Source organism: Thiocapsa roseopersicina, from assembly GCF_900106925.1.
GTDB classification, from domain to species: domain Bacteria; phylum Pseudomonadota; class Gammaproteobacteria; order Chromatiales; family Chromatiaceae; genus Thiocapsa; species Thiocapsa roseopersicina.
The window spans coordinates 37363-62011 of the sequence record NZ_FNNZ01000013.1 but is presented as its reverse complement, the minus strand read 5'-3'; the positions used below and the strand labels follow the sequence as shown (position 1 = coordinate 62011).

Here is a 24649-nt window from a genome sequence, read left to right as displayed (position 1 = left end):
GCGTCATTGAGATATCCAGCCGTCAAGGATAACCGAAGACGATCGCGCTTCGGATGCTATGATGCGCGCCGCGTTCGCCGACCGCCCGCTCCTAGACCTTTGTCGAAGACCGTTTGAATCCTGCTGCTTGTTGTTCGCTCCATGCACCTTCGCGATTTTCACTATGACCTGCCTGCCGACTTGGTCGCCCAGCGCCCGCTGCCCGATCGCGGTGCGTCGCGCTTGCTTGCACTCGACCCCACGGGCGAGGGGTGTCGCGACCTTCTCTTTTCCGATTTGCCGCGGTTGCTCCGGCCGGGCGATCTCTTGGTGTTCAACAACACGCGGGTGATGCGTGCCCGGCTGTTCGGGCGCAAAGGCACCGGCGGTCGGGTCGAGATCCTCATCGAGCGTGTCTTGGATGCGCGCGCGGCGTTGGCCCAGGTCCGGGCGAGCAAGTCGCCCAAACCCGGGTGCTCGATCGATCTCGACGGGGGGGCGCAGCTCATCGTGGGTCAGCGCGAAGGCGATCTCTATCGACTCGGTCTGATCGAGGGCACCTTCGCCGATCTCATGTCGGAGCAGGGTCATATCCCCTTGCCGCCCTATATCCAGCGTCCGGACGACGCCTCGGACGAGGCGCGCTATCAAACGGTTTACGCACGCCACAGCGGGGCCGTCGCCGCGCCGACGGCAGGTCTTCACTTCGACGAGGCTATGTTGGTCCGTTTGCGGGAGATGGGCGTTGGGTTCGCGGAGGTGACGCTGCACGTCGGTGCGGGAACCTTCCAGCCGGTCCGGGTTGCCGACATCGATCGACACGAGATGCACGCCGAATGGATCGATGTGAATGAGGATGTCTGCCGTGCGGTGCATTCGACGCGCGCGAGGGGTGGACGTGTCGTCGCCGTCGGCACCACGAGCGTGCGCAGTCTCGAGACCGCCGCGGCCGACGGCGAGCTCAAACCTTTTCGGGGCGATAGTCGCCTCTTTATTCGGCCCGGCTATCGGTTTCGGGTGGTGGACGCGATGATCACCAATTTCCACTTGCCCGAATCCACGCTGCTCATGCTGGTTTCCGCCTTTTCGGGTTATCGCCTCGTCATGGATGCCTACTGCCATGCCGTGGATGCTCGGTATCGGTTCTTCAGTTACGGTGACGCGATGTTTCTGATCCGCAATGAGGAGGATGCGGCGCTTAACCAGGCATCGAGCCGATGAGTCTCCGGCTCTGCCGAATCGGATTCGGCTCCGAATTGCTCAATCAGCGTGTGCGATTCTGTAGGCATTCTCGGTCAAGTTGTGCGCCGCGACGCTCGCTTAAAGATGTCCCATGGATCGATCTCGGCAGCTCATCCGATCGCGTTTTACCGTTTCTTCTTGACATCCAATGCAAATCGCATAAATTATAGACACCGAGCCGAATGACGGCTCGCTTACTTTTTAGGGATTACCCTTTACTCGTTTTGGAGGTACATCACGTGGAGTACGCTAACCTTAGCGTCGACGAGATTCAGCAGCAGCTTGCCGAGATCGAAAGCAGCAAGACTGAGCTGAAGCGCGCTCTGGAAGTGCGCCGTCAGGAGGCGAAATCGGAAGTCGCTCAACAGATCAGGGGGCTGATCGCGCAATACGGCTACGAATTGGAAGAAATTCTGCCTCTGGTGGAATCCAAGCGTCGGCGTGCGGTCGGCTCGGTCCGGCGTTCGTCTACCGGGGGGCGGCAGTATACGCGATATGTCGATCCGGAGAATGGCGACAACGTCTATGTGCGTGGCGTTCTCCCCGGGTGGATGAAGCAGAAGATGGCGGAGCAGGGCTACGACCCCTCTTCCAAGACCGATCGCGAAGCCTTCAAATCCAACTATCTCCAGGCGGTCGACGCCTAGGCGCGATTGTTCCGGTGATTTCCTAAGGCGCCATCTCGGCATCCATTTCGGCATCGGGCGGGCTTGTTCCGGTCGCGCGAAGCGCTTTCAAGCAAGCTCGGATGTCGAGATGGTGGGTCGGGGCGGTTTCCGACCTCCGGCCAAGCTGACTCGGAAAACGCACCGATAAATAGAATATGCGCGGCGCTGGCTTTCATTGAGCGCATCGCGTAGACTCCCGTTCTCGCATCATCCGGTCGATGCGTCGTCTCGCGGCTGACCCCACCTTTTCCCAAGGCTTCATCCCCGAACGCCTCTTTTCTGCCTAGGCCGGTCCCGTGCTTGCGCGGTTTTAGGCCGGTTTCAGGAGTTTTCATGTCATTCGATTCACTCGGCCTTCAGGCCGACTTGCTGCGTGCCGTGGCGACGCAGCGTTATGCCCGTCCGACCCCGATTCAACTGCAGGCAATACCGGAGATTTTGGCCGGTCATGACTTGCTTGCCGGGGCGCAAACAGGAACCGGCAAGACGGCGGCCTTCGTACTGCCGCTTCTGCAGCGGCTCTCCGAGAAGGGTCATCCGCAACGTCATCCGCGCGCACTGATCTTGACGCCGACGCGCGAGCTCGCGGCCCAGGTCGGCGAGCGTGTGCATGCCTATGGCCTGCACTTGCCCTTGCGCTCGGCGATCGTCTTCGGCGGTGTCGGTATGCAGCCGCAGATCAATCAGTTGCAGCGGGGCGTGGATGTTCTGATCGCAACCCCGGGGCGTTTGCTCGATCATGCCGGCCGACGCACCGTCGATCTGTCGCGCGTCGAGATCCTCGTCCTCGACGAGGCCGATCGCATGTTGGATATGGGCTTCATCCACGACATCCGGCGCATCATTCAGCTGCTCCCCGAGCGGCGTCAGAATCTGCTGTTTTCGGCGACCTACTCCGACGACATCAGGCGTCTGGCCGACGGACTTCTCAAGCGTCCGAAGCTGATCGAGGTCGCACGCCGCAACACGGCCGCCGAGTCGGTCACGCAGGCCGCGCATCCGGTCGATAAGGCCCGCAAGCGCGATCTGCTCGCGCACCTCTTCCGCAGCGAGGGTTGGCATCAGGTGCTGGTGTTCACGCGGACCAAGGCCGGTGCGAATCGGCTGGTCGAGCACTTAGGTCGAGAGGGCATCACGGCCGCCGCTATCCACGGCAACAAAAGCCAATCGGCCCGAACACGTGCCTTGGACGATTTCAAGCGCGGGAGCGTCCGGGCATTGGTGGCGACCGATATCGCCGCGCGGGGATTGGATATCGTCGATTTGCCCCAAGTGGTGAACTTCGAGCTGCCGAACGTGGCCGAAGACTATGTTCACCGTATCGGGCGAACCGGTCGAGCAGGCTCCGGTGGAAACGCTTTGTCCTTGGTCAGTCATGACGAGCACGGTTTGTTGCAGGGGATCCAGCGGCTCCTGCGCAAAGAGATTTCGATGAATCCCGTGGCCGGTTTCGAGCCGTCGCTGGTTGCGCCCGAGTGCGAGCCCGATCGAAGCCTCGGCGGTCGCCGCGATTCGCGTGGACCGAGCCGACCGGCGCGCAAGCCGACTGCGGCCGCTTCGCCGACGGCAAAACGTCCGTGGCGTGGCGGCGACCGGCGCGGGCGCGTGGCGCCATAGGCGTGAACAACCCTCGCGGGGAGGCGGGTCAGCCCGCCCCCGCGGAAACTTCGTCCCCAACGGTTGGGGGCAAAGACCGTCGAAACAGTTGCGTATTGATTTTTCGACCGTTCTCTCTTTCTCTTCAATGCGCTCTCACGGAACTCTTGAATAATGAATATTTACGTTGGCAACCTGGCCTACGGCGTGACCCAAGACGAGCTGAAGACCGCATTCTCCGCCTATGGCGAGATTTCGAGCGTGAACTTGATCACCGACAAGTTTACCGGCGAGTCCAAGGGCTTCGGCTTTGTCGAGATGCCGAACAACTCCGAGGCCGACGCCGCCATCAAGGGGCTGAACGAGACGCCGCTGAAGGGCCGCAACCTGAAGGTCAACCAGGCCAAGCCGCGCGGTGAGCGTCCCTCACGCGGGCCGCGCTGGTAAGCTGACTTCGACCTCGGGGCATTGCCTCGAGGTCGTTTGAAGGACCGACGTTCGCGATCTCGGAAACATCACCTTTCCCCTTACTGCCTCCTGCGCATTCCCGATGTCGCTCGACCTGATTTATCGCGTTTGCCCCGCTTCTGCGCAAGCACATCAGTTCCACGTCGAGATCGAGGTCCCGAATTCTGGTGCCGAGCTCATCGAGCTGTCGTTGCCCGCGTGGATTCCCGGCAGCTATATGATCCGGGACTTCGCAAGGAATATCCTGACGCTCGTCGCCGAATCGGTCGACGGAACGCCGCTCGAGTGTCGCAAGCGCGACAAGCAAACCTGGATCTGTCGGACGGGGGGCAGTGCGATCAGGGTGCGTTATCACGTTTATGCGTGGGAGCTCTCGGTTCGAGCGGCGCATCTCGATACGACGCACGCCTATTTCAACGGCTCCGCTCTCCTGATGCGGATTCTGGGTATGGACGGCCGCCCCTGCTTGATCGACCTATTACCGCCCGACGGACGAGTCGACGGGGATTGGGATGTCGCAACCAGCCTGGTGCCGGAGCAAATCGATTCGCGCGGTTTCGGTCTCTATCGCGCCGAGAGCTATGACGACCTGATCGATCATCCGGTCGAGATGGGTAGCTTCGACCGTATCGAATTCGATCTTGTTGGCGTGCCGCATCGCGTCGCGATCACGGGTCGTCACCACGCCGATAAGGCACGACTCGAGAGCGACCTCCTGCGTGTTTGCGCCGAGCACGTAGCCCTGTTCGGTGAATTGCCGATCGATCGCTATCTCTTTCTCGTGACGGCTCTGGGCGAGGGCTACGGCGGATTGGAGCATCGGTTCTCCACCAGCCTGCTCTGCTCGCGCAATGACCTGCCCCATCCGACCGACGAGAAGCGCACCGATGCATACGTCCGCTTCTTGGGCTTGTGCAGCCACGAATATTTCCATCTCTGGCATGTCAAGCGCATTCGGCCTTCGGCGCTGATGGCTGGTGGTCTGGATCGAGAGATCCACACGCGCACGCTTTGGGCATTCGAAGGCATCACGTCCTACTACGACGAGCTCGCCTTGGTGCGCAGCGGCCGTATCGATGTCCGGACCTATCTCGGCTTGCTTGCCGCGACCATCACCCGCTTGATGCGAACCCCCGGGCGCGAGGTGCAGACCCTGGCCGAGTCAAGCTTCGATGCCTGGACCAAGTTCTACAAACAAGACGAAAACGCACCCAACGCCATCGTGAGCTATTACGTCAAGGGCGCCTTGGTCGCCTTGGCGCTTGACTTGACGATTCGGGCGGGGACGCAGGGTACGTCATCGCTCGACGACGTCATGCGCGCGCTCTGGGGCCGTTATGGCCGCATGGGTCTCGGCGTTCCGGAGCACGGAGTCGAAGCGGTCGCGACCGAGGTCTCGGGACTCGATCTGGACGGCTTCTTCTCGTCCGCCTTGGACGGGACCGAGGACCTCGATCTCGAGCCGCTCTTGGCGGGGGTCGGGATCGCGATGCGGCTGCGCCCCGCGGACGGGCCAAAGGATCAGGGCGGGTGCCCGGAGCGCTTCGAGCATCGGGAGGCGCGCCCGAGCCTGGATCTGCGCCTGCGTCCGGGCGCCTCCGAGGCGATCGTGCAAAACGTCATCCGCGGCGGGCCGGGCGAGCGCGCGGGAATCGCCCCGGGAGACGTCGTGGTCGCGGTCGACGGCCTGCGCGCTACTGCGGAGAATTTGGAGTCCCTGGTCGTGCGTGTTTCGGCCCCGTCCGGGGTCAGGATCCATCTCTTTCGGCGCGACGAGTTGATCGAGGTGCTCGCCATCCCGGCGCCGGCGCGATCCGACACCTGCGATTTGATGCTCTTGGATGCGGTGCCGCCGCCGGTGCTCGAGGCCCGCACGCGTTGGCTCGCGAGCGTCGTCCGCGACAGCGGGGATCGCGAGGCGTGACACCCGGCTCAAGGTCGCATGACCTGGACGCGCGCCCGGAGCTCCTCGACGCGGAGCGGATCCTCGCGGCACTGTCCCCGGGCGCTCGCCGGGCAATTGCTCGTCTGGTGATTCACACGGAGATCGACTCGACCAATCGCTACCTGATGCGCGAGGCGGCGAGGGGCGCGCCCTGCGGGACGCTCTGCCTCGCGGAGTGTCAAACCGCCGGACGGGGGCGTCTCGGGCGTCCCTGGATCTCGCCTTGCGGGTCCAACCTCTATCTGTCCATGCTCTGGCGATACAGCGCGCCGCCGGCTGCCTTGGGCGGTTTCAGCTTGGTCGCGGGGGCCGTCGTCGCGGACGTGCTGCGTCGGATCGGGGCAGAGGGGCTTGCGCTCAAATGGCCGAACGATCTGCTCTGGGGTCGGCGTAAGCTCGGCGGGATGCTCTTGGAGGTTGCCGGCGAGGCTCAAGGCCCCTGCGCTCTGGTGGTCGGGGTCGGGATCAATGTAGGGATGGCGCCCGATCAAGGGCGTGTCATCGACCAGCCGTGGGTCGACCTTGCCGAGGTTCTCGGTCATCCGCGGTTCGGTCGCAACGCATTGGCGGCGCTGGTTGCCGAGGCCCTGATCGACGCATTCGAGCGCTTCGGTCGCGAGGGCCTGACCCCGTTCCTCGCGCTTTGGGCCGAGTTCGACGCCTTTCGCGGCGAGCAGGTGCGCCTCTTGCTCTCGGACCGAGAGATTCGGGGCAGGGTGCTCGGCATCGCTTCGGACGGCGCCTTACGGCTCGACACCGCCGACGGGGAAATGCGTTTCCATGCGGGAGAGGTCAGTTTGCGACGCGACGTCGAGGCCGAGGTCGCAGGCGAGGGCGAGGGCGAGGGCGAGGGCGAGAGATGATGCTGCTGCTTGATATCGGAAACACCAACCTGCGCTGGGCGCTCTCGGACGGCGGTTCTCCCGGCGAGGTGCGGATCGTGCGCCACGGCGCAGCGGTACCGCTCGATCTACTGGCCGATTGGGAGCGGCTGGAGGCGCCCGGGCGCATCGTCGCGAGCAACGTGGGCGGCCCAGCGGTCGCCGCGGCGATCAGCCGCGCAACCCGGGCCTATTGGGGACTCGACGTCGAATTCGTACAGACCCGAGCGCACTTCGGCGCCTTGCGTATCGCCTATCCCGAGCCGGAGCGCTTCGGTGTCGATCGCTGGCTCGCCCTAGTCGCCGCCCATCGTCTCGTCCCGGAGACGGCGTTGGTCGTGGATGCCGGAACCGCGGCCACCTTCGACCTCCTGCTCGCCGACGGGCGTCATCTCGGCGGTCTGATCCTCCCCGGGGTGGAGATGATGCGGGCGAGTCTTCTGGCCGGAACCCTCATCCCGCGGATCGCCTCCGAGCCGACCGATGAACCCTGGGCGGCCGATACGGGACCCGCCGTCGCGGCCGGCAGCCTTCAGGCAATCGCGGCCCTGACAACTCGGCTCTACGATCGACTCGAGCGGCAGACGCAGACATCCCCGGCGTTGATCTTGACCGGCGGCGACGCCGAGCGTCTGATCCCGGCGATGGATCGACCCGCTCGGGTGATGCCTGATTTGGTCTTGCGCGGGCTCTCTGAGGTCGTCTCGGGCGATGCCCCGGCCATCGGATGAGTGTTCGCCTCGATGGGTGGGTCCGAATCGGGTGCGTCGGCTTGAGGCGCGACGTGAGTGTAGGGGCGGTCATGCACGGGTGTTTGGTGCCCTCGACAGGATTTGAACCTGTGACCTACCGCTTAGGAGGCGATCGCTCTATCCAACTGAGCTACGAGGGCATGCTGTCGACATCCGTCGGCTTACAGTGTAACCCGGGGAATGGCCGCAGGCACCGGTCACGATCTTTTTCAGACCGATTTCGGTTGAAGTCCAGCCGAGAAGCGGTGATTATTGAAGCGTGATCAGGTCCCTACGTCCATGTCCATGACCAATCTGGCCCAGCCCGACGTCACCATCTTCCTCGATCACGCGGGCGTGATCCGGCGCGCTGCCTTGTCCCCGGCGATCCACGGCGAGGCACTGGATGCCTGGGTCGGGCGTCCATGGACCGAAACGGTCGAGGAGCTCGGGAGCGAGGGCCTGCAGAGTCTCGTCGACGACGCTCGAGACTCGGGTGTCTCGGCATTCCGGCAGGTCAACCAAATCTTTCCGTCGGGGCTACGTCTTCCGATCGAGTATACCGCGGTGCGTTTGGGAGGCGATGCCGGTTTGGTCGCCATCGGCCGCAGTCTCCAGGCCGTGACCGAGCTGCAGACGCGCCTGGTAGAGGCGCAGCAGACGATGGAGCGGGACTATTGGAAGCTGCGCGAGGTCGAGACCCGGTATCGGCTCTTGTTCGGATCCTCCAGCGATGCGGTGATTCTGTTGCGAGTCAACGGTCTGGCGATACAGGACGTCAACCCGGCCGCGTCGCGCGTCCTGGGTGGTTCGACCGGAGCGCATCGGCCTTTGGTCGGCAAAGATTTTTCCGGCGAGTTGGTCGACGGCGAGCGCGACGTCTTTCACGCGATGCTCCAACGGCTCGACGACCAGGGCAGCGCCCCGGGGATTCTGCTTCATCTCGGTGCGGAGCGAGCGGCTTGGATGGTGCGTGCGTCGCGGCTCGCCTCCGAGGCCGGTTCACTGTACCTTCTGCAACTGACCGCCACCCGGGAATTGTCGACGCCTCGGCAGTCTGCCGACGGGGGGGTTGCGGACGTCCTGATCGAGCGCTTGCCCGACGGATTCGTCGTGACCGATCGAGGCGGCTTGATTCGCTGGGTGAATCCGGCCTTCCTCGACCTCGTTCAAATGCCGACCTCGGGCGGGGTGTTGCAGCAGAGTCTGGGACGTTGGCTCGACCGGCCCGGCGCCGATATGGGCGTGCTGTTGACGACGATCGCGCGACTCGGCGTCGTCCGTCCGTTCTTGACCAGCCTCCGCGGCGATCTCGGCGCCGAGACAGAGGTCGAGATCTCGGCGGCCGGCGATCTGGACAGCGACCCGACGTCTATCGGCATCTTGTTCCGCGATGTCGGCAGGCGTTTGCCGCGGCGAGACAACGACGAGCGTCTCGGCGGACGTTTGACCGCCTTGACCGGGCGGATCGGTAAAGGCCCCTTGCGCGCCTTGGTGGACGAGGCGGTCAGCGTGCTCGAGCAGCACTATATCGAAGAGGCATTGGACCTCACGCGCGGTAATCGCACCGCAACCGCCGACCTTTTGGGTCTGAGTCGCCAGAGTCTCTACGTCAAGCTCAAGCGGTACGGGATGGATCAGGACACGATTACGGATCCAGGACATCGGCCCTAAGCATCGGAGTGCAGTCCACTTGACCCCCGATCTCATCTCCTCGCCGGCATTCGGGCACGCCGATCTTTCCAATTGCGAGCGCGAGCAGATTCAGCTTGCCGCATCCATTCAACCCCACGGTGCCCTGATCGTTCTGTCGGAGCCGGATCTTGTCGTGATCCAGGCGAGCGAGAATTCGCGGAGCCTGCTGCGTCTCGACCGGGATCCGATCGGGTGTCCTCTCGGCGACCTCGTGCCCGTTCTGGCCGCGCGGGTCCGTCCGAGACTCGACGATGATCTGGGGCAGATCCCGCTGGTGTTGCGAACCCCGTTAGGGGCGGACCCCAGGCGCTATTTCGATGCCATCGTGCATCGTCCGCCGGCGGGTGGATTGGTCGTCGAGCTCGAGCCATCGGGGACTACGGTCGATCTATCGGGCCGGATCAATGAGGCGCTGCAGACGATCATCGCCTCTGCGTCGTTGCGGTCCTTGTGCGACGAAGCCGCCCGGATCTTCAAGGCGATCTCCGGCTACGATCGGGTCATGGTCTATCGGTTCGACGACGAGGGGCACGGCGAGGTCTTTTCCGAGCAGCGCGAGCCCGAGCTCGAGGCCTACCTCGGCAACCGTTACCCGGACTCCGATATCCCCCAAATTGCACGTCGGCTCTACGAGCGCAATCGGATCCGGCTTCTGGTTGATGTGGACTACGAACCCGTGCGTCTCCACCCCCGGGCCTCGCCCGTCACGGGCGAGGATCTGGATATGTCGCTGTGCAGTCTGCGCAGCATGTCGCCGATCCACATCCAGTATTTGAAGAACATGGGTGTCGGGGCGACACTAGTTGCTTCGCTTTTGGTCGGCGGCAGGTTGTGGGGCCTCATTGCCTGCCATCATCGCGGGCCGCGCTTCGTGCAGTACGAGATTCGGGCGGTCTGCGAGCTCCTGGCGGAGGCGGTGGCGACAAGGATCGCCGCCTTGGAGAGCTTTGTTCAGGCTCAGGCGGAGCTGTCGGTGCGGCGGCTCGAGCAGCGGATGGTCGAGGCGATCTCGCGTGAGGGCGACTGGACCTCCGCCCTCTTCGACGATCCCCGAACCCTGCTCCAGACCGTCGATGCAGCGGGAGCGGCCTTGCTCTGCGACGGCAGGATTCTGACCACCGGAGATGTCCCCGGAACGCGTGACCTACGCGAGATCGGCGCTTGGCTGGATGCACAGCCGCAGCGTGCGGTGATGGCGACCGCCTCGTTGCGGCGCGACGAGCCTCGTCTGGCCTATCTGACGCCGGTGGCGAGCGGGATCCTCGCCGCGCCGGTCTCGAGCTGCACGGGCGAGTATCTCATCTGGTGTCGTCCCGAGCGCGTGCGCACCGTCACCTGGGGCGGCAATCCCTTCAAGCCGGTCTTCAGCGGAGACGATCCTTCGCAGCTTTCGCCGCGGCGTTCCTTCGCTCAATGGCATCAGGTGGTCGAGGGCACATCCGATCCCTGGACTTCCGCGAATCTGGCCACGGCCAGATTGATCGGCGAATCCGTCGCGGATGTCATCCAGCAGTTTCGCTCGGTCCGTGTGCTCATCGCCCAGGCGCAGCTTGCCCAAGTCCGCTCTCAGGTCAGTGTCTCCGAGCAGCCAATACTCATCGCCGATGCGGACGGCGTTTTTCTGCTGACCACGCAGTCCTTCGAGCGGCTCCTGCATCCGGATCAATCGCGCCCGAAATGCTTGGACGATCTGCTGGCCTTGTTCTCGGAGCCGACGCAGTCGGAGGCGCGTCGCCGTCTCCATGAGCTGGTGACGCATCGTCGCGCTTGGCGTGGCGAGGTAGAGTTGAACACCAGGGACGTCGGCCTTCGCCCGTTTCTGGTGCGCGCCGATCCGGTCTTTTCCTCGCCTGAGCGCGTCTTGGGCTTCGTGCTCTTGCTGACCGATCTGAGCGAGCGCAAGAGGGCCGAGGATGCCCGGCATCGGGTCCAGGCCGGCCTGCTGGAGCAGCAAAAGCTGATGCGCCAGCAGTTGCAATGGAGTGCCAACCCGCTGTACCGCGAGCTGCTCTCGGCCATCGTCGGGAATGCGCAGCTTGCCGCGCTCGAGGTGACCGACGGCGTCGATTTGGGCCGCGTGCCTGCATTGGTCGATGCCGTTCAGTCATCGGTCCAGCGCACCACACAGCTCCTTGAGCACCTCGCTTGGTATTCGGCTCAGAACACGAAGAGCGATCCGCTTGCCGGCAACTGACGCGGGTTTGGTCAGGGTCGCCAGCGCAGGGCAAGGTCGGCGAGATGTGCGACCAGGGCCAAGGCCAGCCAGGCTCCGATCCAGACCCACTCGGCACCGGTCAAGGCGAAACGCACCGCGATCAGCAGGAAGGCGCCCGCGAGCAGCAGTCCGACCAGATCGCGCGGAGCGACACCTTTGCCCGTCAGGCGGTGGAGAAGTGTCAGTGCGATCGCCTCGATCACGACCAGACCGAGGATCAGATCGATCAAGCGCCCGCTTGCGAAGAGCTCGGCCATGATGGCGCCTCCCGGTGTGCTCGGCGCGATCGCGTCGCGTCAGCGCGCCGAGACGAAACCCAAGAGGTGCGCCATGTCCTTGAAGAAGACCCGCAGATGGGCCGCCGGCTTGGCGCGGACCAGACGCTTGTTCATGTAGGCATCCCAGGTCAGAGACTGGACGTCCGGGTCTTTGCACATGCTCACGAAGCGCTCGCGACGCTTGTCGCTGGAATACCAGAAGTGCTGCATCATCCCCAGCACCCAGAACACCTTGCCGTGGGCTTTCATGAAGTGTGTCCGTGCGCTCTTGAGTGCGCGTGCATCGCCGGTGGAGAGAAAGGTGTCGACCGCGTCGCCGGCCAGCCGTCCGCCGACCAAGGCGTAATAGATGCCCTCGCCCGAGGCCGGAGCCACCACCCCGGCGGCATCGCCCGCCAGCACCAAGTCACGTCCGTTGTCCCAGCGCTTGAGCGGTTTCAACGGGATGGGCGCGCCCTCGCGACGCAGGGTCTCGGCGTGCTCCAGCCCGGCGCGGCGACGCAGCTCGGTGGTCGCGCTCTTCAGTGAGAAGCCCTCCACCGCGGTGCCAACGCCGACGCTGGTGGTGTCGCCGTGCGGGAAGACCCAGCCGTAGAAGTCCGGCGAGATGTCGCCTTGATAGTAGACATCGCAGCGCGTGCCGTCGAAATCGGCCGGGCCGCCGTTGGGGGGGGTCCGCACGATCTCGTGATAGGCGGCGACATATTTGATCTTGTCCGCGCCCGGAACGCACTGCTTCCCGACCGCCGAGTGTGCCCCGTCGGCACCGATCACGGCACGGGCGCGGACCCGCTCGGACTCGTTGCCGCTGCGACCCGCGCCCGGTCGATAGCGGATGAGTGCCATACCGTCGGTGTCGCGCTCGACCGCCTCGAAGGTGCCGGTGCGCCGCTCGGCTCCGGCCTGCGCCGCACGTTCGCGCAGCCACTCGTCGAAATGCTCGCGATCCACCATGCCGACATAGCCGCCGTTGATGGGCATGTCTACACGCTGGTCGGACGGGGAGACCATGCGGGCTGAGTTGACCTGATTCGCCAGCATGGACTCCGGGATATCGAACTCACGCATCGCCTGTGGCGGAATGGCGCCGCCGCAAGGCTTGATGCGCCCGCCTCGATCGAGCAGGAGGACGCGGCGACCGCGCTTTGCCAGATCGGTTGCTGCAGTTGCACCGGCGGGCCCGCCGCCGACGATCACGACGTCGAATGTTTCAAGCTTTGTCATCGAATGCTGGCCCTGAGGTTGGGTAAATCGAAGTGTTCCGAAGCCCGGGGCGCGAGCGCCGGGCAGGCGCGATCAAGCGTCCGGTCGGGTTTGGCTCAAGCGAGAAGCCCGCGCACGGCGAAGGCGCTGATCATCATCCCGGTGACGTAGACGCTGACGCCGAGACCGCTGAACCAGGTCGCCCGCTCGCGCGGACTCTGCAGGAAGCGAATCATCAGCAGCAGTTGGATCAGCAGAACCACGCCGACGGCGATCCCGTGGGCCGGCTTGTCCCAGGCGAGCAGCAGCGCGATCACGATCGCCTGAGGCACGGCCATCACGATGCTGGCCAGACGCGCGGCTCCGTCGACACCGAGTTGAACCGGCAGCGAGCGCACGTTCATCTGCTTGTCGCCCTCGATCGCCTTGAAATCGTTGAGCGTCATGATGCCGTGCGCGCCGATGCTGTAGAGCACGGCGAGCGCGAGGATGCGCCAGTCCGGCATGGCGCCGCCGAGCATGACGGCGGCCCCGGTGACCCAGGCCAATCCTTCGTAAGAGAAGCCGACGGCGAGGTTGCCCCACCAGCCGTTGCCCTTGAGACGGAACGGCGGTGCGCTGTAGGCCCAGGCCAGCGCCATGCCGATCAGCGATGCCCCGAAGACCCAAGGCCCGAGTACCCAAGCGAGCAGCAGCGAGACCGCGGTCCAGATGAGTGCGAGATAGAGGCCCCAGCGCCCCGGGATTCGCCCCGAGGGGATCGGGCGGTTCGGCTCGTTGATGGCGTCGACGTGGCGGTCGTACCAGTCATTGACGACCTGGCTCGTCCCGCACATCAGGGGGCCGGCCAACAGCACGCCGGCGATCAGCAGCCACCACTGTTGCAGGACCGGCGCCCCGGAGGACACGACCCCGCACGCGAAGGCCCACATCGGCGGGAACCAGGTGATGGGATGCGACACTTCCAAAATCGCGGGCATGGACGGATATGCGGACGCTGCCGCGGGTAAAGCGCTTCGATTCATGCCGCTCACTTGTCGTCTGGCGCCGATGGCTCGGCTGCTTGGTCTGAAATGCCGTAACGATCGATTTTGACGTATAGGCTTTGGCGGCTCAAGCCCAGCAGCTCGGCCGCCGAGGCGCGATTGTCCCCGGTCAGCTTGAGCGCCGCCTCGATGCAAAGCCGCTCGATGGTATCGGTCGACTCGCGCACCAGCTCCTTGAGAGGGACTCGCCCGACCCGGTCGGTGAGCTGATCGAGCCAGCGCGGCTGCTCCGGGCTCGTCGGTTGCTCGGCATGGAGCCGGCGACCGACATCGCGGATGAAGAACCCGAAATAGGGGCGCTCTCCGTTGCGTACCGCCGCGGCGGAGATCTCGATATCCGTCGTGGAGCCGTACTCGCCGCGCAAGGTAGTCGCGAAGAGTCGGACCGTGTCGTGTTGCCGCAGGTTGGCCATCAAGACATTCAGGTCGACGCCCGGACGTCCGAGCCAACGGTCGAGCGACTCGCCCCGCGCCTGCTGCTCCGCGGCGATCTCGGTCAAGGCCAGGAATGTGTTGTTCGCGCTCAGGACCCGCCCGTCCGCATCCGTGATGACGACGCAGTCCGGTGCGTTCTCGAGGACCCGAAGATAGCGTGCCCGATTCTCCGGCAGGGTCGAGGTAGCGGTCTCGGCGATGATCGGGGAGAGCCGCACCAAGAGGAACGAGAGGTTCTCCTGACGCAGCAGCGAGGCCGACACCAGGAACTCCTGCATGCCGTCGGCCAGCTTGGCCCGCACGTCGTCGGCCCGTCCGGCAGCACGCACACCGGCCAACAGACCATTGATCGCCTGTGTGCCTTCGGTGTCGAACCCTTCCGGGAATGGGCGGCCGATGACCCGCGTCGGGGATTCGCCGAGCAGTTGTCCCGCGGCGGGATTCGCCTCCACGACCCGCTGGGTCGGCGCATCGATGATGAGGATGGCCTCCGAAACCATACGAAACAGCAGCCGATAACGGGTCTCGACCTGGCGGAAGCGCCAGTAGTCGCGCTCGAGTGCTTGCTGGGCGTCGACGAGCTGCTGTTGCAGGGCGGCCATGCCCTGGAGGTTGCGCCCCAGGGCCACGACACTTGTTCCGAGACGCAAGGCCCGGTACTGGATCGGGATGTCGGTCCCACGCACGGAGGGATGATTGACTTGTCGCCAACGGGTGACGCCGGAGTCGGATGCCTCGCTGAGCAAGGCTTCGAGGTTGGCGCGGCTCTCCGGCAGCACGGTCGTCAGCCAGGGCTGCCCGATCCAGTCCCTGCTGAGCTCGCTCGAAAGGTCCTCGCTGCCGAAGGAGATATCGCAGACGATGCCCGCCTGGTCAACCACGACCGCGATGTCGGTTGCGCCTTCAACCAGCGCCGCCGCCGTTTCGGCATCGAGGGTGCCGAACGATTCCTTCGGGGCTCTGAACGGACTCACGACGACCAGACCCTCCAATGCCTCTGGGCGCGCCCGCGCAACCCGTTTTCGGTGCCGATAGCGGCTGGCTCGCCGGAACGTCCCTGACGGGGCGGCATGCCCGTGGGCATCCGACACCTGCGCGGTGGCGTCCCTCGGCCTCGAGCGCATCGCCCGACGCGGCTCCCGGCTTCGGCCGGATCCTGTCTCGTATCGATGATCACAAGAGACCGCTTGCGCTGCTCGGGGACGACAGTCGTCAAGGAAAATACGCCGAGGCGCGAGGTGCGTGCCGCCCTGCCGATCCGTTCGGGATCGTCCGAGTGCCGCCGTTGTGCGGAGTCCGAGTCGGGAGAGCTTGCCGCAGCAGGCATACGCCAGCTGCGGGGCGCGGCTGCTGCCGATGGCAATGCAGAAACGCCGGTTCACCACGGTCGGGCTCGCTACCCTATTGTGGTGCCTGGTACGGGGTTGTCAAGTCAGGTTTACGTAAAGTTTGGTTGACGCATCCCTGAAAGCGGACTAGATTCGTCATATGTAGAACGCGACGGCGGATCATACCCTAGTTCGTCCACTGATGAATCATTCTCGAATGCAACCGCAGCAACGCAGACCTCTCTACACCCCGGAGGAGCGCCTCCGCCGCGATGAGTCCCCGTGGACGCTGGTTCAGGGCATTCTTGCGCCGGTGCAGTTTCTGGTCTTCCTGGTGAGCCTCTATCTGGTGCTGCGTTATTTGGCGACAGGCGAGGGCGAGCTTGCCGCGACCGTATCGATCGTCGTGAAGACGCTCGTGCTCTACGCCATCATGATCACCGGCGCGATCTGGGAGCGCGTGGTCTTCGGGCGCTATCTCTTTGCGCCGGCCTTCTTTTGGGAAGACGTCTTCAGCATGCTGGTGCTGGCCCTGCATACGGCTTATCTGGTCGCGCTCGCCACCGCAGCGCTCGACACGCAAGGGCTGATGTGGCTGGCACTGGCCGCTTATGCGACCTATGTCATCAATGCCGGGCAGTTCCTGATCAAGTTGCGCGCCGCCCGCCTCGATAAGGATCGCGAGACCCTTGCGGAGGCGGCCGAATGAGTGTGCAGCAACTGGGCAGGGTATCCGCCGCGGGCGACGCACTCCCGGTCGTCGTGCGCGAGCGCGGCCAGCGGCAAGTCTTCTGCGGCTTGGCCGGGATCGTCTGGCTGCACCGCAAGATCCAGGACGCCTTCTTCCTGGTCGTCGGCTCGCGCACCTGTGCGCATCTGCTGCAGTCCGCTGCGGGTGTGATGATCTTCGCCGAGCCGCGCTTTGCCACCGCGATCCTGCACGAGCGCGACCTGGCGGGTCTGGCCGACTGCAACGCCGAGCTGGATCGGGTGGTCGCCGAGGTCCTGGAGCGGCGCCCCGACATCGGCACCCTCTTCCTGGTCGGCTCCTGCCCGTCCGAGGTCATCAAGCTCGATCTGGCGAAGGCCGCGGAGCGTCTGTCCGGTGTCTATCGCGGACGGGTGCGGATCCTCGACTATTCGGCGAGCGGTCTGGAAACCACCTTCACGCAAGGTGAGGACGCCTGTCTGAAGGCGCTGGTGCCCGAGTTGCCGCAGCTGCCGAGCGGCGAGCGCTCTCTGCTGGTCCTCGGGACCTTGCCCGACGTGGTCGAAGATCAATTCGCCCGGCTGTTCGCCGAGCTGGGGATCGGTCCGGTGCACTTTCTGCCGCCGCGTCGGACCACCGAGTTTCCTCCCCTGGGCAGCGGGACCAAGGTCCTGCTGGCCCAGCCCTTTTTAGGGGAGACGGCACGGGCCTGCGAGGCGCGGGGGGCAAGTCTGCTGACCGCGCCCTATCCCTTCGGCGCCGAAGGCACACTCGGCTGGCTGCGTGCGGCGACCGAGGCCTGGGGCGTGACGGGCGAGGTGCTCGACGCCGTGACGGCGCCGGCGATCGCGCGGGCCCAGCGCGGGCTTGCGCATCATCGCGCGTCCCTCGCAGGCAAGCGCATCAGCTTCCTCCCGGATTCGCAACTTGAGATCCCGCTGGCGCGCTTCCTGCGGCGCGAATGCGGCATGGAGCTGGTCGAGGTTGGTACGCCGTTTCTCGACCGCCAGCTCATGGCCGAGGAGATGCGCCTCTTGCCCGAGGGCGTGCGTTTGACCGAGGGTCAGGATCTCGAGCGGCAGCTCGATCGGCTGCGCGAGGATCGCCCCGATCTCACAGTCTGCGGTCTGGGCCTAGCCAATCCGCTGGAGTCCGAGGGTCTGCGGACCAAGTGGTCCATCGAGCTGGTCTTCACGCCGGTTCATGGCTTCGATCAAGCCGCCGATCTTGCCGAGCTCTTCGCGCGGCCGCTGCGGCGTGCTGCCTTGTTGCGGGTCTGACGCCATGCAGCTGACACTTTGGTCATACGAAGGACCCCCGCACATCGGCGCGATGCGGATCGTCGCCTCCATGGAAGGCGTGCATCTGGTCCTGCACGCGCCCCAAGGCGACACCTACGCCGATCTGCTCTTCACCATGATCGAGCGGCGCGCGACACGCCCGCCCGTAACCTACACCAGCTTCCAGGCGCGCGAGCTGGGCGGCGATACCGCGGAGCTGGTGAAGACCAGCGTCGGCGAGGCCTTCGAGCGCTTCAAACCGCGCGTCCTCCTGGTCGGCGAGGCCTGCACGGCCGAGCTGATCCAGGATCAGCCCGGCGCGCTGGCGCGCGGGATGGGTCTGCCGGTACCGGTTCTTTCGCTTGAGTTGCCGGCCTACGCGCGCAAGGAATGCTGGGGCGCCAACGAGACCTTTTACCAACTGGTCCGTGGTCTGCTGAAGCCCCGCGTCCCGGAGGCTGGACGCCACCCGGAGCCCAGACCGGCCGATCGGCGCCCGCGTGCGAATCTGCTCGGCCCGACGGCGCTGGGTTTTCGCTGCCGCGACGATGTGGAAGAGGTCACTCGGCTGCTCGCCTCGGTCGGCGTCGATGTCCATGTGGTCGCGCCCTTGGGCGCCACCCCGGAAGATTTGCTCCGCATCCCGGAGGCTGATTTCAACGTCTGTCTCTATCCCGAGACGGCCGATCAGACCTGTCTTTGGCTGGAGCGGATGTTCGGTCAGCCGACGGTGAAGACGGTGCCGATCGGGATCGGCGCGACCCGTGATTTTCTCGACGAGGTCGGGCGCATCGCCGGGATCGACGTGACTGATGCCAAGTCGCCGATTTCGTCTAGAATGCCCTGGTACTCGCGATCCGTCGATTCGACCTACCTGACCGGCAAGCGTGTCTTCATCTTCGCCGACGCCACCCATGCGGTCGCCGCGGCGCGGATGTGCGCCGAAGAGTTGGGATTTACCGTCGTCGGCATCGGGACCTATGCCCGCGAGTTTGCCCGCGACGTGCGCGAGTGTGCCAAGCGCTACGGCGTCGAGCCGCTGATTACGGACGACTACCTCGAGGTCGAGAAACGGGCAACGGAGCTTCAGCCCGAGTTGATGTTGGGCACCCAGATGGAGCGCCACATCGCCAAGCGGTTGGGTATCCCCTGCGCGGTCATCTCCGCGCCCGTGCATGTCCAGGATTTTCCGGCGCGGTATGCGCCGCAGATGGGTTTCGAAGGTGCGAACGTGATCTTCGACACCTGGGTCCACCCTTTGATGATGGGGCTCGAAGAGCATCTCATCACCATGTTCCGGGAGGACTTCGAGTTTCACGATGCGGCCACGGCGTCGCATCTCGGATCGCGGGTCGGGACGAGTCGTCCGGCCGAGGGCGGATCCGAGTCGCAGTCGGCGGCCGAACCGGCGGATTCGCCAGTCGATTCGCCGGTGCAGGCCGATGCTTCAACCGTCATTTGGGCAGCGGAAGCCGAGCAGGAGCTGAAAAAGATCCCGTTCTTCGTGCGCGGCAAGGCGCGTCGGAATACCGAGCGCTTCGCGGCGGAACAGGGCATCCAGACCATCACTGTGGAGACGCTCTACGATGCCAAAGCGCACTTCGGCCGCTGACAAGCGCGCCACGACCACGGACATCACCCCGGTCCGTGTGGTCATTGTGAATCTCGACGGGCACCTCGCCGGCACCACCGAGCGGGCGCGTCCGTCCTTGCAGCGCGAGCTGCCCGGCCTTCAGTTGACGCTGTACGCCGCGACCGAATGGGCCGATTCCCCGGAGCTGCTCGAGCGTTGTCGCGAAGACATCGCACGCGGCGACATCATCATGATCACCATGCTGGTCATGGAAGAGCACTTCAAACCCATCCTGCCTGCGCTGGCCGCCCGCCGCGACCAGTGTGACGCCATGATCGTCTGCATGTCGGCCGGCGAGCTGATGAAGATGACACGGCTCGGCGGATTCAAGATGGACGGATCCCCGGGCGGCCCGATGGCGCTGCTCAAGCGTCTGCGCGGCGGCAAGGAGAAGAAGCAAAGTGCGGGCGCCCAGCAGATGTCGATGCTGCGACGCATCCCCAAGCTGCTGCGCTTCATCCCGGGCACCGCCCAGGACGTGCGCGCCTACTTCCTGACGCTTCAGTATTGGCTGGCCGGCTCGGACGAGAATCTGGGCAACATGATCCGGTTCCTGGTCGACCGCTATGCGGACGGCCCGAGGCGCCATCTGCGCGGGACCATCAAGGCCGCGCCGCCCGTCGAGTACCCGGACGTCGGTCTCTATCATCCCAAGATGAAGGGCCGGATTTCCGATCAGCTCGCGAGCCTGCCGCCCGTCAACGGCCGCCCCGTCGGTCGCGTCGGTCTGTTGCTCATGCGCTCCTACGTGCTGGCCGGCAACGCCGCCCACTACAACGGCGTGATCGAGGCGCTGGAGTCGCGCGGTCTGCAGGTCATCCCCGCCTTCGCAAGCGGTCTGGACGCGCGCCCGGCGATCGAGCGGTTCTTCTTAAAGGACGGCAAGGCGACGGTCGATGCGGTCATCTCGCTCACCGGCTTCTCGCTGGTCGGCGGGCCGGCCTACAACGACTCCAAAGCGGCCGAAGAGATCCTGACCAAGCTGGACGTGCCCTATTTGTCCACTTTGGCGGTCGAGTTCCAGCACGTCGACCAATGGGAGTCATCGAGCCAGGGTCTGCTCGCGGTCGAAGCGACTATGATGGTCGCCATCCCCGAGCTCGACGGCGCGACCGGCTCCATGGTCTACGGCGGTCGCAGCGGCGGCGGTGCGGGTGACGGCGCGCGCGACATGCAGTCACACAGCGAGCGCGCGCAACGTCTGGCCTCGCGTGTGGAGCGTCTGGTGCGTCTGCGCCGGACCAAGCGTGCCGAGCGCAAGGTCGCGATCGTGCTGTTCAACTTCCCGCCGAACGCCGGCAACACCGGCACGGCCGCCTATCTGTCCGTCTTTGCCTCGCTCTATCACACCCTGAAGACGATGCACGCGGAAGGCTACAAGGTCGATGTGCCCAAGGATGTCGACGCGCTGCGCGAGCAGATCGTCAACGGCAACTCGGGGCGTTTCGGCTCCCATGCGAACGTGCATGTCCGCATTCCGGTCGACGATCATGTCCGGCGCGAGCCCTGGCTGGCCGAGATCGAGGCCCAGTGGGGCTCGGCACCCGGCAAGCAGCAGACCGACGGCGGCTCGCTGTTCGTGCTCGGCGCCCAGTTCGGCAATGTCTTCGTCGGCATCCAGCCCGCGTTCGGCTACGAGGGCGACCCGATGCGGTTGCTCTTCGAGAAAGGTTTCACACCGACCCATGCCTTCTCAGCCTTCTATCGCTGGATCCGCGACGACTTCGGTGCCCATGCGGTGCTGCACTTCGGAACCCACGGCGCACTCGAGTTCATGCCCGGCAAGCAGGCCGGTCTCTCGGGGGCCTGCTGGCCCGATCGTCTGATCACGGATCTGCCCAACGTCTATCTCTACGCCTCGAACAACCCGTCCGAAGGCACCATCGCCAAGCGGCGAGCCGCGGCGACCCTGATCAGCTACATCACGCCTCCGATCGCCCACGCGGGACTCTATAAGGGTCTGATCGATCTGAAGGGCTCGATGGAGCGCATGCGCGGTCTGCCCCCCGAGGAGAAAGACGAGCGCGCCGAGCTGGCCGTGCTGATTCAGGCCCAGGCCGCCGAGCTTGATCTGGCCGAGCTGGAGCCGACCTGGACCGACGATGCGGAGAGCCGCATTGCCAAGCTCCACGACAAGGTGCTGGAGCTTGAATACACCCTGATCCCGCACGGGCTGCATGTCGTCGGCGAGGCGCCGACCGAAGAGGAGCGGCTCGACCTGCTGCTCGCGGTCGCCGAGGCGTCCAAGGACATGCACCCGACGCGCGCCGCCATCGAGGCGCTGGTCTCCGGCAAGACGCCCGAAAAGGCGCTCAAGGCCGGCGGCATGCCCACCTCCCACGAGAACGTCGAGCTGTTCCGCGAGCTGGCCGAGACCGACCGGCTCCTGATCCAGGACACCGAGACCCCGGCGATCCTGCACGCACTCGACGGCGGCTTCATTCGACCGGCACCGGGCGGCGACCTGCTGCGGACCCCGGCGATCCTGCCGACCGGGCGCAACCTGCATGGCTTCGACCCCTTCCGTCTGCCGAGCGCCTACGCGGTTAAGGACGGCGCGCGTCAGGCCCAGCGTCTGCTTGAGCGACACATGTCGGAGGAGGGCAACGGCTTCCCCGAGACCATTGCGCTCGTGCTCTGGGGGACCGACAACCTCAAGACAGAAGGCGGACCCATCGGGCAGGCCCTGTCGCTGATCGGTGCGCTCCCGCGTTTCGACAACTACGGCCGTCTGGCCGGCGCGACCCTGATTCCGCTCGAAGAGCTGGGCCGCCCGCGTGTCGACGTGGTCATGACGCTCTCCGGGATCTTCCGCGATCTGCTGCCCCTGCAGACCCGTCTGTTGGCCGAGGCCGCCTTCCTTGCAGCCCAGGCCGACGAGCCGCTCGAGCAGAACTTCGTGCGCAAGCATGCGCTGGCCTATCAAGAGGCACAGGGCTGCGATCTGGAGACCGCCTCGCTGCGGGTCTTCAGCAACGCCGACGGGGCCTACGGCGCCAACGTCAACTACCTGGTCGACAGCAGCAACTGGGACGGCGAGGACGAGCTGGCCGAGACCTATACACGTCGCAAGTGCTTCGCCTACGGGCGTACCGGTCAGCCGGTCCGTCAGGCCGAGCTGCTCAAGAGCGTGCTCTCCACCGTACAGCTGGCCTACCAGAACCTGGACTCGGTCGAGCTGGGCGTCACCACGGTCGATCATTACTTCGACACCCTCGGCGGCATCACCCGCGCGGTCGGCCGCTTCAAGGGCGACGAGGTGCCCGTCTATATCGGCGATCAGACACGCGGCGACGGCGTGGTGCGCACCCTGGCCGAGCAGGTCGCGCTCGAGACGCGCACCCGCATGCTCAATCCCAAGTGGTACGAGGGCATGCTCAAGCACGGCTACGAAGGTGTCCGTCAGATCGAGGTCCATGTGACCAACACCATGGGTTGGTCGGCCACCACCGGTCAGGTCGCGCCCTGGGTCTATCAGCAGCTCACCGAGACCTATGTGCTCGACGAGGAGATGCGCAATCGTCTCGCGCAGCTCAACCCGACGGCATCCGCCAAGGTCGCGAACCGACTGATCGAGGCCCACGAGCGCAACTACTGGTCGCCCGATGCGGCCACGCTCGAGGCGCTGCGTCAGGCCGGCGAAGAGCTTGAAGATCGGCTCGAAGGTATTGTCGAGGAGGCCGCCGCGTGACGATCCAAGAGATCCCGGCCGGCATGCTCGGCGACTTTCCACGGCACCCGGACGGGGAGGGCAGTGTTCAGGTCCAGCTCGATCCGGATATCCGGATCGATACCGCCAAGGTCTTTGCCGTCTACGGCAAGGGCGGCATCGGCAAGAGCACGACCTCGTCGAACCTGTCGGTCGCTTTTTCCAAGCTCGGCAAGCGGGTGCTGCAGATCGGCTGCGACCCCAAGCACGACTCGACCTTTACGCTGACGAAGTGCTTGGTGCCCACGGTCATCGACATCCTTGAGTCCGTGGACTTTCATGCCGAGGAGCTGCGCCCGAGCGATTACGTCTACGAGGGCTACAACGGTGTCATGTGTGTCGAGGCGGGCGGTCCGCCGGCCGGCACCGGCTGCGGCGGCTATGTGGTCGGCCAGACCGTCAAGCTCTTAAAGCAGCATCACCTGCTCGAAGATACCGACGTCGTGGTCTTCGACGTGCTCGGCGACGTGGTCTGCGGCGGGTTTGCCGCGCCGCTGCAACATGCCGAGCGTGCGCTGATCGTTACGGCCAACGACTTCGACTCGATCTTCGCGATGAATCGCATCGCCGCGGCGATCCAGGCCAAGGCCAAGCATTACGGCGTGCGCATCGGCGGCGTCATCGCCAACCGCAGCGTGAATACCGACGAGATCGATCGCTTCAACGGCGCGGTGGGCCTCAAGCGGCTTGCGCATCTGCCGGACCTCGATGTGATTCGGCGTAGTCGGCTGAAGAAGTCGACCCTGTTCGAGATGGACGACGCAGACGGACTGGAGCATGCCAAGTCCGAGTATCTTCGTCTGGCGCAGATGCTGTGGGACGGGGTCGAGCCATTGGACGCGCAGCCCATGCGCGACCGCGATATCTTTGATTTTCTGGGGTTCGATTGATGGCCAACGGCTCGTATCAAGAGCGCCGCGAAGAGATCGAAACCTACTTCGATCGCACCGCCGCCGACGCCTGGCGCAAGCTGACATCCGACGTAAAGGTCAGCCGCATCCGGGCTACCGTGCGCGCGGGTCGCGACGACATGCGGGCGACCCTCTTGGATTGGCTGCCCGCCGATCTGACGGGCAAGCGACTGCTCGACGCCGGTTGCGGGACGGGTGCACTGGCCTTCGAGGCGGCACGGCGCGGCGCGGAGGTCGTCGCCATCGACGTCGCACCGACCCTGATCCGGATCGCGCAGGAGCGCACCCCGAAGGATCTCGGCCCCGGGTCGGTCCATTTCGAGGCCGGCGACATGCTGGATCCGGCGCACGGGCGCTTCGATCACGTTGTCGCCATGGACTCCTTGATCCATTACGTGCCGGCGGACGTCGTGAAGGTGTTGGCCGGGTTGGCCGGGCGGACCGGCGGCTCGATCCTCTTCACCTTCGCGCCTAAAACGCCCGCGCTGGCCATCATGCACGCCGTCGGGCAGCTCTTTCCGCGCGGCAACCGTTCGCCTGCGATCGTGCCGGTCGCACCGGATCGGCTGCGCGCGCTCCTGGCCGCCGAGCCGGCCCTCGCGGGCTGGCAGCCGCAGCGGACCAGGCGGATCGCCGTCGGTTTTTATACGTCGCAGGCACTGGAGTTGGTGCCCGCGTGAGCAGTCGAGTGTGGTGT

Annotated in this window: 19 protein-coding genes and 1 tRNA gene; 15 read left to right on the top strand and 5 right to left on the bottom strand. The window is 65.1% G+C overall.

What is annotated here, in order from left to right; genetic code table 11:
* The first annotated feature begins 141 nt into the window (after positions 1-141).
* The 7 genes from queA to BLV04_RS14230 all read left to right on the top strand — a co-directional run bounded on the left by queA (position 142) and on the right by BLV04_RS14230 (position 7510).
* Positions 142-1200, top strand: a complete 1059-nt coding sequence (gene queA / locus BLV04_RS14260; RefSeq protein WP_093033311.1) for a tRNA preQ1(34) S-adenosylmethionine ribosyltransferase-isomerase QueA — start codon at positions 142-144, stop codon at positions 1198-1200.
* A gap of 260 nt (positions 1201-1460) precedes the next feature.
* On the top strand, positions 1461-1868 hold the full coding sequence (locus BLV04_RS14255) for an H-NS histone family protein (RefSeq protein WP_093033611.1): 408 nt from the start codon (positions 1461-1463) through the stop codon (positions 1866-1868).
* A gap of 354 nt (positions 1869-2222) precedes the next feature.
* On the top strand, positions 2223-3506 hold the full coding sequence (locus tag BLV04_RS14250) for a DEAD/DEAH box helicase (protein ID WP_093033308.1): 1284 nt from the start codon (positions 2223-2225) through the stop codon (positions 3504-3506).
* A gap of 153 nt (positions 3507-3659) precedes the next feature.
* The gene (rbp, locus tag BLV04_RS14245) at positions 3660-3932 is read left to right on the top strand and encodes an RNA-binding regulator (RefSeq protein WP_007191936.1); all 273 of its coding nucleotides are present in this window, start codon (positions 3660-3662) and stop codon (positions 3930-3932) included.
* 103 nt (positions 3933-4035) lie between these two features.
* Positions 4036-5877 carry a M61 family metallopeptidase gene (locus tag BLV04_RS14240; RefSeq protein ID WP_093033305.1) on the top strand — a complete coding sequence of 614 codons (1842 nt, stop codon included), beginning with the start codon at positions 4036-4038 and terminating at the stop codon, positions 5875-5877.
* Positions 5874-6761, top strand: a complete 888-nt coding sequence (locus tag BLV04_RS14235) for a biotin--[acetyl-CoA-carboxylase] ligase (protein ID WP_093033606.1) — start codon at positions 5874-5876, stop codon at positions 6759-6761. Before BLV04_RS14240 ends, BLV04_RS14235 begins: the two co-directional genes overlap by 4 nt.
* Positions 6758-7510 (top strand): type III pantothenate kinase, encoded by a 753-nt coding sequence (locus tag BLV04_RS14230; RefSeq protein WP_093033302.1) that lies wholly within the window; start codon positions 6758-6760, stop codon positions 7508-7510. The genes BLV04_RS14235 and BLV04_RS14230 overlap by 4 nt, the downstream gene beginning before the upstream one ends.
* Before the next feature lie 84 nt (positions 7511-7594).
* Here BLV04_RS14230 and BLV04_RS14225 read toward each other — a convergent pair.
* A tRNA-Arg gene (locus BLV04_RS14225) sits at positions 7595-7671 on the bottom strand.
* A 139-nt stretch (positions 7672-7810) separates the two neighbouring features.
* Here BLV04_RS14225 and ppsR (BLV04_RS14220) point away from each other — a divergent pair.
* A complete protein-coding gene (gene ppsR, locus BLV04_RS14220) occupies positions 7811-9184 on the top strand; it encodes a transcriptional regulator PpsR (RefSeq protein ID WP_245731889.1) in 1374 nt (457 codons plus the stop codon).
* Between the two features lie 19 nt (positions 9185-9203).
* Complete coding sequence (locus BLV04_RS14215; RefSeq protein ID WP_093033300.1) at positions 9204-11399, top strand: PAS domain-containing sensor histidine kinase; 2196 nt, start codon at positions 9204-9206, stop codon at positions 11397-11399.
* Positions 11400-11410: 11 nt separating this feature from the next.
* Here the strand turns inward: BLV04_RS14215 and BLV04_RS14210 are convergent, their stop codons facing one another.
* From BLV04_RS14210 to ppsR (BLV04_RS14195), 4 genes are all read right to left on the bottom strand, one after another.
* The gene (locus tag BLV04_RS14210) at positions 11411-11677 is read right to left on the bottom strand and encodes a hypothetical protein (RefSeq protein ID WP_093033297.1); all 267 of its coding nucleotides are present in this window, start codon (positions 11675-11677) and stop codon (positions 11411-11413) included.
* A gap of 39 nt (positions 11678-11716) precedes the next feature.
* On the bottom strand, positions 11717-12922 hold the full coding sequence (locus BLV04_RS14205; protein WP_093033293.1) for a geranylgeranyl diphosphate reductase: 1206 nt from the start codon (positions 12920-12922) through the stop codon (positions 11717-11719).
* Positions 12923-13017: 95 nt separating this feature from the next.
* Entirely contained in the window at positions 13018-13926 is a 909-nt protein-coding gene (chlG, locus tag BLV04_RS14200; protein WP_093033290.1) for a chlorophyll synthase ChlG, read from the bottom strand.
* 5 nt (positions 13927-13931) lie between these two features.
* A complete protein-coding gene (ppsR, locus tag BLV04_RS14195) occupies positions 13932-15356 on the bottom strand; it encodes a transcriptional regulator PpsR (RefSeq protein WP_093033600.1) in 1425 nt (474 codons plus the stop codon).
* A 571-nt stretch (positions 15357-15927) separates the two neighbouring features.
* On the opposite strand from ppsR (BLV04_RS14195), the gene bchF reads away from it, so the two are divergent.
* From bchF to bchM, 6 genes are read left to right on the top strand one after another with little or no spacing between them, the layout of a single operon-like run.
* On the top strand, positions 15928-16419 hold the full coding sequence (gene bchF, locus BLV04_RS14190) for a 2-vinyl bacteriochlorophyllide hydratase (RefSeq protein ID WP_093033287.1): 492 nt from the start codon (positions 15928-15930) through the stop codon (positions 16417-16419).
* Positions 16416-17699 carry a ferredoxin:protochlorophyllide reductase (ATP-dependent) subunit N gene (locus tag BLV04_RS14185; protein WP_093033284.1) on the top strand — a complete coding sequence of 428 codons (1284 nt, stop codon included), beginning with the start codon at positions 16416-16418 and terminating at the stop codon, positions 17697-17699. Before bchF ends, BLV04_RS14185 begins: the two co-directional genes overlap by 4 nt.
* Before the next feature lie 4 nt (positions 17700-17703).
* Entirely contained in the window at positions 17704-19311 is a 1608-nt protein-coding gene (bchB, locus tag BLV04_RS14180) for a ferredoxin:protochlorophyllide reductase (ATP-dependent) subunit B (RefSeq protein ID WP_093033597.1), read from the top strand.
* On the top strand, positions 19286-23023 hold the full coding sequence (locus tag BLV04_RS14175) for a magnesium chelatase subunit H (RefSeq protein ID WP_093033281.1): 3738 nt from the start codon (positions 19286-19288) through the stop codon (positions 23021-23023). The genes bchB and BLV04_RS14175 overlap by 26 nt, the downstream gene beginning before the upstream one ends.
* Complete coding sequence (bchL, locus tag BLV04_RS14170; RefSeq protein WP_371828643.1) at positions 23020-23931, top strand: ferredoxin:protochlorophyllide reductase (ATP-dependent) iron-sulfur ATP-binding protein; 912 nt, start codon at positions 23020-23022, stop codon at positions 23929-23931. The genes BLV04_RS14175 and bchL overlap by 4 nt, the downstream gene beginning before the upstream one ends.
* Positions 23931-24632, top strand: coding sequence for a magnesium protoporphyrin IX methyltransferase (bchM, locus tag BLV04_RS14165; protein ID WP_093033278.1), 702 nt, complete (start codon positions 23931-23933; stop codon positions 24630-24632). Before bchL ends, bchM begins: the two co-directional genes overlap by 1 nt.
* The last annotated feature ends 17 nt before the right edge of the window (positions 24633-24649 follow it).

Bases quoted from the DNA above. Each gene is read 5' to 3' on its own strand.
- queA (WP_093033311.1), top strand. From the start codon at position 142: ATGCACCTTCGCGATTTTCACTATGACCTGCCTGCCGACTTGGTCGCC.
- BLV04_RS14250 (WP_093033308.1), top strand. From the start codon at position 2,223: ATGTCATTCGATTCACTCGGCCTTCAGGCCGACTTGCTGCGTGCCGTG.
- rbp (WP_007191936.1), top strand. From the start codon at position 3,660: ATGAATATTTACGTTGGCAACCTGGCCTACGGCGTGACCCAAGACGAG.
- BLV04_RS14240 (WP_093033305.1), top strand. From the start codon at position 4,036: ATGTCGCTCGACCTGATTTATCGCGTTTGCCCCGCTTCTGCGCAAGCA.
- BLV04_RS14230 (WP_093033302.1), top strand. From the start codon at position 6,758: ATGATGCTGCTGCTTGATATCGGAAACACCAACCTGCGCTGGGCGCTC.
- ppsR (WP_245731889.1), top strand. From the start codon at position 7,811: ATGTCCATGACCAATCTGGCCCAGCCCGACGTCACCATCTTCCTCGAT.
- BLV04_RS14210 (WP_093033297.1), bottom strand. From the start codon at position 11,677: ATGGCCGAGCTCTTCGCAAGCGGGCGCTTGATCGATCTGATCCTCGGT.
- BLV04_RS14205 (WP_093033293.1), bottom strand. From the start codon at position 12,922: ATGACAAAGCTTGAAACATTCGACGTCGTGATCGTCGGCGGCGGGCCC.
- chlG (WP_093033290.1), bottom strand. From the start codon at position 13,926: ATGAATCGAAGCGCTTTACCCGCGGCAGCGTCCGCATATCCGTCCATG.
- bchF (WP_093033287.1), top strand. From the start codon at position 15,928: ATGCAACCGCAGCAACGCAGACCTCTCTACACCCCGGAGGAGCGCCTC.
- BLV04_RS14185 (WP_093033284.1), top strand. From the start codon at position 16,416: ATGAGTGTGCAGCAACTGGGCAGGGTATCCGCCGCGGGCGACGCACTC.
- bchB (WP_093033597.1), top strand. From the start codon at position 17,704: ATGCAGCTGACACTTTGGTCATACGAAGGACCCCCGCACATCGGCGCG.
- BLV04_RS14175 (WP_093033281.1), top strand. From the start codon at position 19,286: ATGCCAAAGCGCACTTCGGCCGCTGACAAGCGCGCCACGACCACGGAC.
- bchM (WP_093033278.1), top strand. From the start codon at position 23,931: ATGGCCAACGGCTCGTATCAAGAGCGCCGCGAAGAGATCGAAACCTAC.